Below are 15422 nucleotides of genomic sequence, written 5' to 3'. Positions count from 1 at the left end.
AGACGGTTGCGCTTACACACTCATCATCAGGAACTGGCGTTCCCAGGAGCTTATGACGCGCTTGTAGTTTTCATGTTCGGCGCGTTTGACCGCGACGTAGCCCTGCACGAACTTGTCCCCCAGCACGCGGCGCAGCGCGGCGCTGCCTTCCATGCGCTCCAGTGCATCCTCGATGGTCAGCGGCAGGCGCAGGCTGCGCCGCTCGTAGCCACGGCCCTGCACCGGCGCGCTCGGGTCGCAGCCTTCGATCATGCCCATGTAGCCGCACAACAGACTCGCGGCGATGGCCAGGTACGGGTTGGCGTCGGCGCCTGGCAGGCGGTTCTCGACGCGCCGCGCCTGGGGATCGGACCCCGGTACGCGCAGGCCGACGGTGCGGTTCTCCTCGCCCCACTCCACGTTGACCGGTGCCGAAGTGTCCGGCAGGAAGCGCCGGAACGAGTTGGCGTTGGGCGCGAACAGCGGCAGCACTTCCGGGATGTAGCGTTGCAGGCCACCGATGTGTTGCAGGAACAGCTTGCTGGCCTGGCCCTCCTCGGTGCTGAACACGCTGCGCCCGGTGTGGATGTCGACCACGCTCTGGTGGATGTGCATGGCGCTGCCCGGCTCGTCGGTGATCGGCTTGGCCATGAAAGTCGCCGCCACGTTGTGCTTGAGCGCCGCCTCACGCATGGTGCGTTTGAATACGGTGATCTGGTCGGCAAGGTCCAGCGCGTCGCCGTGGCGGAAGTTGATTTCCATCTGCGCCGGGCCGTCCTCGTGGATCAGCGTGTCCAGGTCGAGCCCTTGCGCTTCGCACCAGTCGTAGACGTCTTCGAACAGCGGATCGAACTCGTTGGCCGCCTCGATGGAGAACGACTGACGACCGCTTTCAGGACGGCCCGAGCGGCCGGTCGGCACTTGCAGCGGCAGGTCGGGGTCTTCGCAGCGCTGGGTCAGGTAGAACTCCATTTCAGGCGCCACCACCGGCCGCCAGCCCTGCTCGGCGTAGAGTTGCAGCACTTTTTTCAGCACGTTGCGCGGCGACAGTTCGATGGGGTTGCCGTAGCGGTCGAAGGTGTCGTGGATGACCATCGCCGTGGGTTCCAGCGCCCAGGGCAAAACGTACACCGCCTGCGGATCGGGGCGGCAACTCATGTCGATGTCGGCAGGGTCCAGCAGGCTGTAGTAGATATCGTCGTCGACGTAATCGCCGGTCACGGTCTGCAACAACACGCTCTCGGGCAGGCGCATCCCGTGCTCGTTGAGAAACTTGTTGGTGGGCAGGATCTTGCCCCGGGCAATGCCGGTCAGGTCGCTGACCACGCATTCGACTTCGGTGATGCCGTAACTTCTCAACCACTCGGCGAGTGGATCTTTCACGCTGCTGTCCATGGGGCCTCTGGCTGTCGGGACGGGTCGTGGCGCTGCGCACTGGAGTCGCAACGTCGTGGTGGCGCCCATGCTGAATGGGACGCTGTCCGTTCGTCTATCCACTTTCGCTCGCCATGCACGCCTCATTTTGGTGCACAGACTGGTTCACCCATGGTATTGCCCGGCCTCGAACCATGCTGCTAAGGTGCTCGCACTCATAACAACACTGCCAGAGCAGGTTTTTCATGTCGGTCAGGGTATTTGAAACCGTCGCCGCCGATCAGCAAGGTATCTCCAACGCGGGCTGGAGCCTGCACTACGCACAAATGTCTTCGGGGCAGTTCAAGGGTCGTCTGGTGGAGGCGGAACTGGGCGGCGTGCAAGTCTACGAAGAACACATGAATACCCGCATCGAGCAGTATTACAAGGCACCCAGCGATGCCCTGGTGTTCAGCTTCGACATGAGCGAACGGGCGCTGTACCTGCTCGACGCCAGCACCCAGAACCTGTGGATCACACCCGAGAACTACCGCGAAATCGCCGTGGTGATCCGCCAGGATTGCCTGGGCTCGCGCCACCTGCACGAGACCTTCGAAGAGCTGTTGCTGACCCCGCTCACCTCCCCTCATGCAGCGCTGTTCAGTGGCTGGCTGAGCACAATGCTGACCCGCCTTTCCCAGCAGAGCGATGCCGAACAGGCCCGGCTTCTGGGGGAACAACTGATCGAGGATTGCCTGTTCGTGCTGGAACAATCGGACCCCGCACGCATGGGTGACGCCTGCCTGCGCCTGGCCGGGCAACGACGGATCGTGCAACGGGTGTTCGAGCAGGTCAGCGCCTACCCCACCGAAAACTTCAGCGTGGTGCAACTGGCCGACAGCGCCGGCACCTCCTTCCAGCAACTGCGCAAGGCATTCAACGCCTGCGTCGGCATGGCCCCCACCGCCTGGCTGCGCAGCCGACGGCTGAATCTGGCGCGTCAGGACCTACTGACCTCGCGCGCGGAAGACACCAGCGTGGCCGATGTCGCCATGCGCTATTCGTTCTGGCACCTGGGGCGTTTTGCCGAGGCCTATCGCGAGTTGTTTCTGGAGTATCCGAGCCAGACGCTGGGTAGACGCCGCCAGTAGTCTCCGGCGCATTCGAAGGCCTGCCACCACCCGCTTCTGCCCGGAGGGCGTAGGAGCGCAGCTTGCTCCGGGCCGCGATCGGACGATCTGCTGCGAAGCAGCAGCAAAACCATCCCCCTCGATTGTGTCAGGCATATCGTGATCGCAGGTTTTACTGCCGCTGCGCGCCAGATCGCGAGCAAGCTGCGCTCCTACGCCCTCCGGGCAGAATCAAGAGCAGTACGCGACATGGCTCAGTGAACGGGACAGTTTTTTTCAATGTCCCCAGATTAGAATCAATGAGTCTCAATTTAGGGTAATTGTTCCCCATTCGTTTAGTCCGTAGATTTACTCCCAAGCCAGCAAGCAAACAGCCAGCGAGCTGAAGCGGCGAACCATACAGACCATTTTCGAATTCAAGGGAATACACATCATGTCCATCCGCGAACTGCTCAACCCAACCAACTCCGCCCTGATCCTGATCGACCACCAGCCACAGATGGCCTTCGGCGTGCAGTCGATCGATCGCCAGACCCTGAAGAACAACACCGTGGGCCTGGCCAAGGCGGCGAAGATCTTCAACGTGCCGACCATCTTCACCTCGGTGGAAACCAAGAGTTTCAGCGGCTACATCTGGCCAGAACTGCTGGCGGTGCACCCGGATCAACAGCCCATCGAGCGCACCTCGATGAACTCCTGGGAAGACAAGAAGCTGGTGGATGCGGTCAAGGCCACCGGGCGCAAGAAGCTGATCATCGCCGCGCTCTGGACCGAAGTCTGCCTGAACTTCCCGACCCTGGACGCGCTGGCTGAAGGCTACGAGGTGTACATCGTCACCGACGCCTCCGGCGGCACCACCAAGGAAGCCCACGACATGTCGGTGCAACGCATGATTCAGGCCGGTGCCGTGCCTGTGACCTGGCAGCAGGTGCTGCTCGAATTCCAGCGTGACTGGGCTCACAAGGAAACCTACGAAGCGGTCATGCAACTGGTGCTGGAACACAGCGGCGCGTACGGCATGGGTGTCGACTACGCCTACACCATGGTCCACGGCGCACCACAGCGCAAAGCCGGCTGAACCCTTTGATCCGGGCCTCGATGCGGGGCCCCTTTTTCACCACGACCCCATTCTGATTTTTTAAGCGAGCCCATCATGAACACTGTTAAAAAAGCCCTGACCGCAACCCTGCTGGCCCTCTCCATCGGCAGCGCCTTCGCCGCTGAAAATGCAGTGCCTGAACACCAGACCCAGGCCTTCCTCAACGCCCTGGCTGCCGGTGGCGGCAGGCCGCTGGAGCAATTGAGCCCTAAGGACGCACGTGCGGTGCTGACTGGCGCGCAGAGCTCGGTGAAGGTCGATATGTCGGGGATTCAGGTCAGTGAAAAGACCATCCAGGCCGACGGCCAGAACATCAAGCTGACCATCGTGCGTCCGGCCGGGGTCAAGGGTGAGTTACCGGTGTTCATGTACTTCCACGGCGGTGGCTGGGTGCTGGGCGACTACCCGACCCACGCTCGCCTGATCCGTGATCTGGTGGTCGGCTCGGGTGCGGTGGCGGTCTACGTGGATTACACGCCATCGCCGGAAGCGCACTACCCGACCGCGATCAACCAGGCCTACGCCGCAACCCGCTGGGTGGCCGAGCATGGCAAGCAGATCAGTGTCGACAGCTCGCGCCTGGCGGTGGCCGGTAACAGCGTGGGCGGCAACATGGCGGCGGTCGTTGCGCTGAAGGCCAAGGAACAGGGCACGCCGAAGCTGCGCTTCCAGTTGCTGCTGTGGCCGGTGACCGATGCGAGCTTCGACACCGCCTCCTACGACCAGTACGCCGAGGGGCACTTCCTCACCCGCAACATGATGAAGTGGTTCTGGGACAGCTACACCACCGACGCCGCCCAGCGCGCCGACATTCATGCCTCGCCGCTGCGTGCCAGCACCGAGCAATTGAAAGGGCTGCCACCGGCACTGGTGCAGACTGCGGGCCTGGACGTGTTGCGTGACGAAGGCGAGGCCTATGCCCGCAAGCTCGATGCCGCCGGTGTGGATGTCACCGCCGTGCGCTACAACGGCATGATCCACGACTATGGTTTGCTCAACCCGTTGAGCAACATTCCAGAGGTCAAGGCGGCGATGCGTCAGGCAGCCGGTGAGCTCAAGGCGCATTTGAACTGACAGGTGCCCCCATCCGTAGCAGCACGGCTTGCCGGCGGGAGCGTCCTGGAGATCGCCATCGCGGGCAAGCGCGCTCCTACAAGATCGAGGTCACACAGAACCGTAGCAGCACCGCTTGCCGGCGGGAGCGATCTTACGGACGTCCCCGCCGGCAAGCCGTGCTGCTACAGGGCTTAGTCACCTTCGAAAATTCATTGGTTACACGGAGTTCATCATGTCATCCATCCACCGCACCACCGCCCCGGCCCTGAGCTTCAACGGCGGTTTCGTCGACACCATCGGTTTCCTCGCGTTGCAAGGCCTGTTCACCGCCCACGTCACCGGCAACTTCGTGACCCTGGGGGTGAGCATCGTGCACGGCACCTCCGGCGCGCTGGCCAAGCTGCTGGCCCTGCCGATGTTCGCCCTGGTGGTCGGCCTGACGCACCTGGCCGCGGTGGCGATCAACCGTCGCGGCCTGGTGCCCCTGCGGCCGCTGCTGATTCTGCACACCCTGCTGCTGGCGCTGTTCGCCGCCTTCACCCTGTGGTTTGGCCCATTCAACGATGGCGACAGCGGCGCTGCCCTGCTCACCGGAATGACCGGCGTCGCGGCCATGGCGGTGCTCAACGCAATCTCCCGTCAGCACCTCAAGGGCGCCCCGCCCACCACCCTGATGACCGGCAACGTCACGCAACTGTCCATCGACCTGTTCGCCCTGATCGGCCTGCGCGATGTCGAGCAACGCGCGGCCATCAAGCAGCGGCTCAAGCCCATCGGACTGAATCTTCTGGGCTTCACCGTCGGCTGTGTCGGTGCCGCGCTGCTGTACCTGGCCATCGGCCTGTGGTGTCTGCTGGTGCCTGTGCTGGTGTCGATCTGGACCTGCATCAACACTTTCGGCACCACCGACGGCATCGCAGATTCAGTCGCTTGAATGCATCTCGAACAGGTAGCGGTTCCGGCCTGCGCTCTTGGCCTTGTACATCGCATGGTCGGCATGCTGCACCAGCGTGCCGATGTCGTCCCCGTCGCGGGGGAACAGGCTGACGCCCATGCTGGCGTGGATCTGCACCTTGCGCCCGTCGATGAACAGCGGCAACTGGAAGCACTGGTGGAGTTTTTCCAGCAACGCCGCGATTTTCTGCGGGTCCTTCACATCGCAGAACGAGATGACGAATTCATCACCGCCCAGCCGCGCCACGCAATCGGCGCCGTCACTGGCGGTGGTCAGCAGCTTGGCCACCGCCTGTAACACCTGATCGCCGAAACGGTGACCATACTGATCGTTCATTTCCTTGAAGTGGTCCAGGTCGACGAACAGCAGGGCCATCTTCTTCCCGCCCTCCCGCGCCTCGATCAACGCCTGCTCCAGACGTTCGAAGCACATGCGCCGGTTGGGCAATTCGGTCAGCGGGTCATGCCGGGCCAGGTGCTCGAAGGCGGCGCGGCTGGACGTCAGATCGTCCAGCTGGCCGAGGATTTCCTGTTTCATCGCATGGAAACGATGGGCGAGCACCCCCAACTCGTCGTCCCTGGGTGCCAGCTCGCTGATCTTGCGCTCCCGGGAGAACAGCTCCACCGCGTCAGTCATGCTGCGCAATGGCCGGATCAGAGCACGGGAGGCGATGAAGGCCGCCAACAGCGCCAGCACGCTGAACAACAGCGCGATCTGCACGATGCTGTTGCCCACGCGGGACACCTTGGCCAAAACATGGCTTTGCGGCTGGCCCAGGCCCAGTACCACGAAGGGTTCGGCATCGCCGTTGTGAGACAGGCGCACGAACGCCGCCACCAACCGGTCCTTCTGGCCTTGCTCGACACTGCGGCTGATAAGGCTGCCAGGCGCCTTGTCGGACAGCAGCCCGGCGACTTCCGGGAATTCATCCTGCAAGAACAACCGCCGGCCCTGATCGAAACCGAAGGTGCGACGATGGTCCGGATGCACCAGCAAATCGCCCCAGCGGTTGCTCAGGTAGACCTGGTATTCCTTGGGCAGATCGCTTTGCAGTTGGTTGAACAGCTGATCGAGGTCAACGTTGATGACCAGCAGCGCAAACACCTTGCCTGTCGCATCCGCCACGGGCGTGGAGACATGCAGCGTCGGTTTGCCCAGCCCCGAGTGCGCGCCCTGCTCGTGGTTGATCACGATCGGCGAGATACGCACCTCCCCTGGCGCCAGGCGCAGGGTTTCGAAGACGTAGGCGTAATGGGCCTTCTCCTGCAGATCGGCGCCCTCGACCCTGACGATATCGGCCCCGTCGCGGTCCTGGCGCACCAGTTCCAGACCATGGTCGGTCGCGCTGATCAGACGGATCTGCATGTAATCGGGATGGGCCAGCAACATGGCCCGGAATGACTCGGCGAGGTTGTCACTGACGGTCTTGCGGGTCGCAGGATTGGTCAGCTCGCCCAGTTCGTGCACCTGGGCCCCGTTGGTCAACACCGTGGCATCCAGGGAAATGTTGCGCAGGCTGCCGTGCAGGTTGCGGCCCAGCACCTGGACCGACGTCAGCAAGTCACGCTCGGCGGCCTGCAGCAGCATTTCCCGGCTGCTGTTGTAGATGTAGTAACCGGCGAGCCCCGTGGGCACCATGCCGAACAGGGCCATCAGGCAACCGAGCTTGAACGCGATACCGAACCTCATCGCGCCTCCACCAGCGGCGGACGCTCGCCGGACACGATCCGCTGCCACAACTCGGCGCGGCGCTGATCGTCCTCGACCGGGCGTAGCCAGATCATGCGATTGGAGGGGCTGGCATCCAGCGGTTCCTGCACCGTGTTGGACAGGTCCTGGCGTTCGCTCAGGGCGCGGCTGACATCCGGTTCGAGCATGTAATTGATCCATTCATTGGCCAGTCGCAGGTCATGGGCGCCCTTGCTGATCGCCCAGCAATCGAGCCAGGCCAGCGCGCCCTCCCGGGGTACCACATAGCCGACGTCCACGCCTGCATCGCGCAGTTGCTTAAGTTGCTGACGGCCATAGTTGGCGAAAATCAGCGCCACCGAATGGCTGCGGAACAGCTCGGCCGCCTCCTCCGGCAGGGAATAGAAGGTCAACACATTGCGCCGCAACGCGATGAGCTTTTCGGTCACCCGGGGAAAGTCCGCTGCGCCGATGTGAAACGGATCGCCGCCGAGGGCCAGGCTTGCCAGGGAGAAATTGTGGTTGCTGGTGTTGAACGCCAGCACGCGGCCCTGGAACCTTGGGTCCCACATGCTCTGAATCGAGTCGGGCGGCTGGCTGAACTGCTTGCGATCGTAGATCAGGCCCATATCCGACCACGCATAGGGCACGGCATAGACATGCCCGTCGACGACAATGTCCGGAATTCTGGAATAATCGCGAAAACGCGGGAGCTGACGCGCCGTATTGGCGATGCGCTCGGGATGCAAAGGCTGCAACAGGCCCTGGTTCACATAGTGGTGAATTTCGGCAGTGTTGGCCGCGATCACGTCAAAATCGCCACCCTGGTTTTCAGACAGCTTGGCCCGCAGCACTTCATCGCTGCCCACCAGCGTGACTTCGACCTTGACCTTGAAACGCTTCTCGAAAACGCTCACCAGGTCAGTGTCGGCGTAACCGGGCCACGCCAGCACACGCAGCGTCTGCTCGGCAGCGCCCGCCGGCAGCGACGCGAGAAGGCCGCACATCAATAACCCCAACGGGCGCAGGTATTTCATGGACGATGCCCAGACCGGGGAATGTCGCCACTATACCTATGGCGATGTGCCGTTGCTCGCCAACCTGTTTGCGCAAATCGCGCCTTCGGTCGGAAACGCTGCCTGAATCCATTCACCCTTGGTTTGGGCACGCATTGGGTTAGACTCGGCGTTTTTGCACCAAGGAGTGAGGCGCATGCAGATTTCAGGGGCGATTCCGGTACTTCGCATGTTCAGCGAAGAAAAGGCCCGGGAGTTTTATGTGGATTTTCTGGGGTTCTCGGTGGACTGGGAGCACCGCTTCGAAGCGGACTTGCCGCTGTACATGCAGATTCGCCGCGGGGATCTGGTCATCCACCTCACCGGCCACCACGGCGACGCCACCCCGGGCTCGACCATTTTCGTACCGATGCAGGAAATCGAGCCGTTCTGCCAGGCGCTCAATGCCAAAGGCTACGGTTTTTCGCGGCCGGGGATCGTCGAACAGGGCTGGGGCAAAGTCATGGAAATCGCCGACCCGTCCGGTAACAGGATCCGCTTCTGTGAACTCTCGCAGGATTGACCCGTAGCAGCACAGCTTGCCGGCGGCAGCGATCTTGTGGACGCCGCCGCCGGCAGCCGTGCTTCAGGTCATACCGGCGGCTGGACCACCGGTTTGTTCGGCGCTGCGATCTGCACTTTCGGGTTGACCGGCGCGGCATTGGGCATCGCGTATTGCTGTTTCAGATGCCCATCCTGATCCAGCAGCCAGGCGTCGAGAATCTGCCGCACCACGGGACCTGCCACGCGCCCCCCCGCCTCGCCGTTCTCGATCATCACCGAGACCACGATTTTCGGGTTGGCCGCCGGGGCGAAGCCGACGAACAAGGCGTTGTCACGATGCCGCTCCAGGGTCTTGTCACGGTTGTAACGCTCGCCCTGCTTGATAGCCACCACCTGCGCCGTACCGCTCTTGCCGGCGATACGATATTGCGCCCCTTGCGCCGCCGCACGGGCGATGCCGCGCGGGTCGTGCATCACCGACTGCATGCCATTGTTGACCTGATCCCACTCACGGGGATCACGCAGGACGATGTTAGGCATCGGGTGCTCGTCCACCGGCGCCACGCCGCCGATCTCCTTGGCCAGGTGCGGGCGGTTCCACACGCCCTTGTTGGCGATCAGCGCGGTGGCCTGGGCCAGTTGTAAAGGCGTGACCTGCATGTAGCCCTGGCCGATGCCGAGAATCACCGTTTCCCCCGGGAACCAGGCCTGGCGGCGGGTAATGCGTTTCCACTCCTTGGACGGCATCAGGCCTGCAGACTCCTCGAACATGTCCAGCGAGACCTTCTGGCCGATGCCGAACATGGTCAGGTAGTCATGCAGCCGGTCGATGCCCAACTTGTGCGCAAGATCGTAGAAGTAGGTGTCGTTTGAACGCATGATCGCCGCATTCAGGTCCACCCAGCCGTCGCCGCTGTGGTTCCAGTTGCGGTATTTGTGATCGAAGTCCGGCAACTGGAAATAGCCAGGGTCGAACACCCGGGTAGAGGGCGTGATGATGCCGCTGTCGAGCCCCGCGATCGCCACTTCCGGCTTGATCGTCGAGCCTGGGGCATACAGGCCACGCAGCACGCGGTTGAACAGCGGCCGGTCGACCGAGTCCCGCAGCGCCGAGTATTCCTTGAAACTGATGCCGGTGACGAACAGGTTCGGGTCGAAACTTGGCTTGCTGACCATCGCCAGCACCTCGCCAGTGGCCGGGTCGATGGCCACCACCGAACCACGGCGGTCGCCCAGTGCCTCTTCGGCGGCTTCCTGCAACTTGATGTCCAGGCTCAGCGTGATGCTCTTTCCGGCCACCGGATCGGTGTGCTTGAGGACGCGCAGTACGCGGCCCTGAGCGTTGGTTTCCACTTCCTCGTAACCCACGTGGCCGTGCAGCTCGGGCTCATAGAAGCGTTCGATGCCGGTCTTGCCGATGGACTGGGTGCCACGATATTCCACCTGGTCCAGTTGCGAGGCTTCCTTCTCGTTGATCCGCCCGACGTAACCGATGGAGTGCGCAAAATGCGCCCCCAGCGGGTAATGGCGAACGAACTGCGCCTCCACATCCAGCCCCGGCAGGCGGAACTGGTTCACCGCCAGCAGGGCGATCTGCTCTTCGGTCAATTCATACAGCAGCGTCACCGGCACGAAACGGTGCGGCGAGTTCTTCATGGCCTTGTCGAAGATAATGCGGTCTTCGTCCGGCAGGTTGAGGATCTGCATCAGGGTATCGATCACCGCGTGCCAGTCCCCTGCCCGTTCGCGGGTCATGGTCAGGTTGAAGCTGGGCCGGTTATCGGCGAGGATCACGCCATTTCGGTCATAGATCAGCCCTCGTTCTGGCGGAATCGGCAAGACGTGAACGCGGTTGTTTTCGGAAATGGTGGAGTGATAGGCGAATTCGATGACCTGCAGGATGTACAGGCGGCAGACCAGCGCGATGCTCAACGCGACCACGAACACGGCGCAGGCGATCAGGCGTCGATTGACCAGCCGCGTCTCTTTTTCGTGGTCTTTTAACGGTATGGGATCAGGCATTTCTACAGCTACTCGGTGACGACAGGAACGATACAGACAGCGTCCTCTGAACCAGGCCAGGACGCAAATGGCGTGCACGATACCAAGAAGCACCTGCACTCATCGGGCGAACTTCATGAAAATCCTGTCATGTTGACGAAAGGTGCCGGGGATCTGGAACGTTGAGGGCCGCCCTGACGGTCACCAACCTGTTAAAAAGTGAGACGGGTTTGTTGCATAAGTGCAATAAATCTCGTCGTACGACAGGGATCAGATCGCGCAACGAAAATCGGCTCAGATGAAGTCTCGACCGCGCGACTGATTTCTGTAAAAACGACAACCGCACTGGAACGAGCCTTGCGGACCTACCCCGGTCCATCACGGACGCGCACCGCAAAAATCGCAGAAAACCGTACTGTTACATATATTGCAACAGTCATTTACCGATTTAACAGGATGCAACAGTCAGTAACACATCTATGATTGCGCTTCGCGTGGAAAAGATGGCTAGCGGCCTGGCTTCCCCCCGCCTAGCGTGCGCCATCTGCCCGCAGGTTTGCCAGAGACCCAATGTCACACCCGCCGCTGCACCCTGCGCCCGACACCTCGCGCTGTCGGACCCAACCGTGAGAAACACTTACAACGCCACCCGTTACGGACCATGCCCCGGCATGGCCCTTTGTACAGGTGCGTTTGCAGGAGCCCTGAATGACAGAGAAATCCAAAGGCCTCACCCGCCGCCAGTTGCTGAAATCCTCAGCCACGACCCTGGCCGTCGGTGCTGCCGCAACGGCCAAGGCGGCCACCGTGGTCGGTGTTCCGCAATGGATCCCCTTCGACCATAACGGCCCGATGCATTACGACACGCCCGGCTGGCAGTTCTTCACCCAAGCCGAAGCCAGCGCCGTGGAAGCCATCGTTGCGCGCTTGATTCCCGCCGATGAGCTGAGCGTCAGCGGCAAGGACGCCGGTTGCGCGGTGTTCATCGACCGCCAACTGGCGGGGGAATACGGCACTTTCAGCCGCCTGTACATGCAGGGCCCCTTCCAGAAAGGCACGCCGATGCAGGGCGACCAGTCGGAACTGGTGCCGCGCGAGCGTTACCGTCTGGGCCTGGCTGGGCTTGAGGCCTACTGCCAGAAAGCCTTCCAGAAAAACTTCGAAACCCTCGCTCCAGAGCAGCAGGACCAAGTGCTGACCGGGCTTGAAAAAGGCGAGATCACTCTCGAAGGCATCGACGCCAAATTGTTCTTCCAGCAGGTGCTGGGCAACACCATGGAAGGCTTCTTCGCGGACCCGGTGTATGGCGGCAACCGCGACATGGTGTCGTGGAAAATGATCGGCTTCCCCGGTGCGCGCTACGACTACCGCGAGTACGTCGGCCTGCACAACCAGAAGCTGAACCTGATCCCGCTTTCCATTTCCGGAAGCGCAGCCTGGACCAAGAAGGGTTAATTCGACATGGCCAAAAAACTACCTGCCACGGACGTCGTGGTTGTCGGACTCGGCTGGGCCGGATCCATCATCGCCAATGAACTGGCCGACGAAGGTCTGAACGTCATCGGCTACGAGCGCGGCCCGTGGCGCGACACCGCTGCCGACTTCAACGTCGCCTCCGCTGCCGATGAACTGCGTTACAACCGCCGCCAGGACCTGATGGTGAGGACGCGGCAAAACACCACGACTATTCGCAATAGCGTCAACGAGACAGCGCTACCCATGCGCAGTTGGGGCTCGTTTCACCCCGGCAACGGCACCGGCGGCGCCGGTAACCACTGGGCCGGCATCACCTTTCGTTTCCAGCCCCATGAATTTCGCCTGCACAGCCACCTGACCGAACGCTATGGCAAGGAGCTGTCGCCGGAACTCACCCTGCAGGACTGGGGCACCGACTGGGAAGAAATGGAGCCGTTCTACGCCAAGTTCGACCGCCTGGCCGGCATCTCGGGCAAGGCCGGCAACATCAAGGGCGTTATCCAGGAAGGCGGCAACCCGTTCGAGGGCGCGCGCTCCGAGGAATACCCCAACCCGCCGACGCAACAGACCTACGCCCCGACGCTGTTCGCCGAGGCCGCCCGGAACCTGGGCTACAAACCGTTTCCGGTGCCGTCTGCGCTGGTGTCCCAGCCCTACGTCAACTCCCTTGGCGTGGCGATGGGCCCGTGCACCTATTGTGGTTTCTGCACCAACTATGGCTGCGCCAACTACTCCAAGGCCAGTGCCATCACCACCGTTCTGCCGGCGCTGATCCGCAAGCCGAACTTCACCGCCATGACCAATTGCGAAGTGCTGCGAGTGACCATGGACAGCAGCGGCAAGAAGGCCACCGGCATCGTCTACATGGACGCCAACGGCCAGGAATGGGAACAGCCAGCTGAGCTGGTGGTGGTCAGCGCGTTCATCTTCGAAAATGTGCGCCTGATGCTGCTCTCCGGCATCGGCAAGCCGTACGACCCGGTGACCAACACTGGCACCACCGGCCGCAACTACGCCTACCAGACCGCCAACAGCGTGCGGATGTTCTTCGATGACAAGAACTTCAACCCGTTCATCGGTGGCGGCGCCATCGGCATGGGCATCGACGAATTCAACAACGACAACTTCGACCACTCGGGCCTGGGCTTCGTCGGCGGCGGCAGCACCCGCGTCACGCCGATTGGCGCGGCGCCCATCGACTCGCGCCCGCTGCCACCCGGCACCCCGACCTGGGGTTCGGAATGGAAGAAAGCCACGGTCAAGAACTACGCCAGCACCATGTCCATCGGTTGCGAAGCGAGCAGTTACGCGACGCGCACCAACTACCTGTCGCTGGACCCGACCTACAAGGATCCGCTGGGCCGACCGCTGTTGCGCATCACCTTCGACTTCCCGGAGAACGACCGCAAGATGGCGGCCTACGTCACCGGCAAAGTGGGTGAAATCGCCAAGAGCATGAACCCGCGGCAGATGGTCCCCAGCTCCCAGCAAGGGCACTGGAACAGCGCGCCGTACCAGTCTTCGCACATCGTCGGCGGTTTCATCATGGGCGCCGACCCGAAGAACAGCTCGGTCAACAAACACCTGCAAGTCTGGGGCGTGCCGAACCTGTTCGTGGTTGGTTCCTCGGCCTTCCCGCAGAACCCTGGCTACAACCCGACCGGCACCGTGGCGGCGCTGGCGTTCAAAGCGGCGGATGCCATTCGTACCCGCTACCTCAAGCGTCCAGGGGAGATGATCAGCGTATGAAGACCCTTCTGACTGTATGCGCAGGCGTCATCGGACTGTCCCTGAACATGGCTCACGCCGCGACGGGTGCTGATTCGTACAATCTGGTGGAAAAAGGCCGTTACCTGACCACCCTCGGTGACTGCACCGCGTGCCACACAATGCCGGGCAAACCGCTCTTCTCCGGTGGCGTGATTCTCGATACGCCGTTCGGCAAACTGGCCGGCGCCAACATCACGCCCGACCCGGTCAACGGTATCGGCCGCTGGAGCTTCGAGGACTTCCAGAACGCCATGTCCAAGGGCCACGGCCTGGACGGCAAACGCCTGTACGGCGCGATGCCGTTCACCGCGTACACCAAGGTCACCCGCGAGGATAACCAGGCGATCTGGGCCTACTTGCGCACCGTCGATGCGTCGGACAACCACGTCGAAACCAACCAGCTGCCGTTCCCGTTCAATGTGCGCACCAGCCTGATCGGCTGGAACCTGATCAACTTCAAGGAAGGCGAATTCAAGCCCAACCCGCAGAAGTCCGAGCAGTGGAACCGTGGCGCGTACCTGGTCGAGGGCCTGGGCCACTGCGGCACCTGCCACACCCCGAAAAACCTCATCGGCGGCGACAAGAACGAGCATTTCCTCACCGGCGCCAACCTGCAGAACTGGGTTGCGCCGAACATCACTTCCACCGGCCATGACGGTATCGGGGCGTGGAGTGAGGCAGACATCGTCAAGTACCTGAAGACCGGCGCCAACCGCTTCGACATCGCGTCGGGACCGATGGCCGAGGAAGTCGAGCACTCGTCCCAGCACTGGACCGACCAGGACCTGATGGCGGTAGCGGCGTACCTCAAGGACGGCGCCAAGCCCGTGGAAGCCGCCAAACCGGTGGCCGCCACGGACCCGGCCATGGTCGCCGGCAAGGCCATCTACGCCGACCGCTGCTCGGCGTGCCACACGCCGAACGGTGAAGGCGCAGCCAACCTGTTCCCGAAACTGGCCATGGCGCCACTGGTCAACAGCAACGATCCGTCGTCGCTGATCCGCGTGGTCCTGGCAGGCAGCCGCGCAGGCTCAACCGACGCCGCCCCCACCGCCCCGGCGATGCCGGCATTCGGCTGGAACCTGTCGGATGAAAACGTCGCGGACGTGCTGACCTACGTACGCAACACCTGGGGCAACGCCGCACCTGCGGTGTCCAGCGCCAGCGTGAAGGACGTGCGTGAAGCGTTGACGCCGAAGTAAGGCGTTGCGTGGTTGAATGACGAAAGATGCCTGACCGCCTGTTTGGGGTCGGGCATTTTTGTGTGCGCGCCAATGATCCCGTAGCAGCACGGCTTGCCGGCGGGGGCGGCGTGCCAGTTGACGGATTCGTTGCTGACCCACCGCTCTCGCCGG

Annotated in this window: 12 protein-coding genes; 8 read left to right on the top strand and 4 right to left on the bottom strand. The window is 62.4% G+C overall.

Translation table 11 applies throughout. The features are described from left to right. Positions 1-12: 12 nt before the first annotated feature. Positions 13-1374 carry a glutamine synthetase family protein gene (locus NPS29_RS14595; protein ID WP_274133438.1) on the bottom strand — a complete coding sequence of 454 codons (1362 nt, stop codon included), beginning with the start codon at positions 1372-1374 and terminating at the stop codon, positions 13-15. A gap of 224 nt (positions 1375-1598) precedes the next feature. On the opposite strand from NPS29_RS14595, the gene NPS29_RS14590 reads away from it, so the two are divergent. The 4 genes from NPS29_RS14590 to NPS29_RS14575 all read left to right on the top strand — a co-directional run bounded on the left by NPS29_RS14590 (position 1599) and on the right by NPS29_RS14575 (position 5551). Further along, a complete protein-coding gene (locus NPS29_RS14590; RefSeq protein WP_274133437.1) occupies positions 1599-2483 on the top strand; it encodes a helix-turn-helix domain-containing protein in 885 nt (294 codons plus the stop codon). A 412-nt stretch (positions 2484-2895) separates the two neighbouring features. Beyond that, the gene (locus NPS29_RS14585) at positions 2896-3540 is read left to right on the top strand and encodes a hydrolase (RefSeq protein WP_274133436.1); all 645 of its coding nucleotides are present in this window, start codon (positions 2896-2898) and stop codon (positions 3538-3540) included. Positions 3541-3615: 75 nt separating this feature from the next. Further along, positions 3616-4635 carry an alpha/beta hydrolase gene (locus tag NPS29_RS14580; RefSeq protein WP_274133435.1) on the top strand — a complete coding sequence of 340 codons (1020 nt, stop codon included), beginning with the start codon at positions 3616-3618 and terminating at the stop codon, positions 4633-4635. Positions 4636-4849: 214 nt separating this feature from the next. Continuing rightward, positions 4850-5551: a YoaK family protein gene (locus NPS29_RS14575; RefSeq protein ID WP_274133434.1), complete on the top strand. Its 702-nt coding sequence runs from the start codon at positions 4850-4852 to the stop codon at positions 5549-5551. Here the strand turns inward: NPS29_RS14575 and NPS29_RS14570 are convergent. Together NPS29_RS14570 and NPS29_RS14565 are read right to left on the bottom strand one after the other, a co-directional pair. Continuing rightward, on the bottom strand, positions 5540-7261 hold the full coding sequence (locus tag NPS29_RS14570) for a diguanylate cyclase domain-containing protein (RefSeq protein WP_274133433.1): 1722 nt from the start codon (positions 7259-7261) through the stop codon (positions 5540-5542). The genes NPS29_RS14575 and NPS29_RS14570 overlap by 12 nt on opposite strands. Then, positions 7258-8298, bottom strand: a complete 1041-nt coding sequence (locus NPS29_RS14565; RefSeq protein WP_274133432.1) for an ABC transporter substrate-binding protein — start codon at positions 8296-8298, stop codon at positions 7258-7260. Before NPS29_RS14565 ends, NPS29_RS14570 begins: the two co-directional genes overlap by 4 nt. Before the next feature lie 175 nt (positions 8299-8473). Between NPS29_RS14565 and NPS29_RS14560 the strand changes: the two genes are divergently transcribed. Next, entirely contained in the window at positions 8474-8839 is a 366-nt protein-coding gene (locus tag NPS29_RS14560; protein ID WP_274133431.1) for a glyoxalase superfamily protein, read from the top strand. A 68-nt stretch (positions 8840-8907) separates the two neighbouring features. On the opposite strand, the gene mrdA is transcribed toward NPS29_RS14560, so the two are convergent. Then, positions 8908-10842 (bottom strand): penicillin-binding protein 2, encoded by a 1935-nt coding sequence (gene mrdA, locus NPS29_RS14555; protein WP_274133430.1) that lies wholly within the window; start codon positions 10840-10842, stop codon positions 8908-8910. A gap of 687 nt (positions 10843-11529) precedes the next feature. On the opposite strand from mrdA, the gene NPS29_RS14550 reads away from it, so the two are divergent. Genes NPS29_RS14550 through NPS29_RS14540 form a run of 3 tightly spaced genes read left to right on the top strand, consistent with a single transcriptional unit; the run spans position 11530 to position 15269 of the window. Continuing rightward, positions 11530-12276 (top strand): gluconate 2-dehydrogenase subunit 3 family protein, encoded by a 747-nt coding sequence (locus NPS29_RS14550; protein WP_274133429.1) that lies wholly within the window; start codon positions 11530-11532, stop codon positions 12274-12276. A 6-nt stretch (positions 12277-12282) separates the two neighbouring features. Next, positions 12283-14046 carry a GMC family oxidoreductase gene (locus NPS29_RS14545; RefSeq protein WP_274133428.1) on the top strand — a complete coding sequence of 588 codons (1764 nt, stop codon included), beginning with the start codon at positions 12283-12285 and terminating at the stop codon, positions 14044-14046. Continuing rightward, entirely contained in the window at positions 14043-15269 is a 1227-nt protein-coding gene (locus NPS29_RS14540; RefSeq protein WP_274133427.1) for a cytochrome c, read from the top strand. Before NPS29_RS14545 ends, NPS29_RS14540 begins: the two co-directional genes overlap by 4 nt. Positions 15270-15422 lie beyond the last annotated feature (153 nt).

This window comes from Pseudomonas putida (genome assembly GCF_028682175.1).
Classification (GTDB): Bacteria; Pseudomonadota; Gammaproteobacteria; order Pseudomonadales; family Pseudomonadaceae; genus Aquipseudomonas; species Aquipseudomonas putida_AD.
Note: the sequence above shows the minus strand (reverse complement) of the source record. Positions and strands in the feature narration are given on the sequence as shown.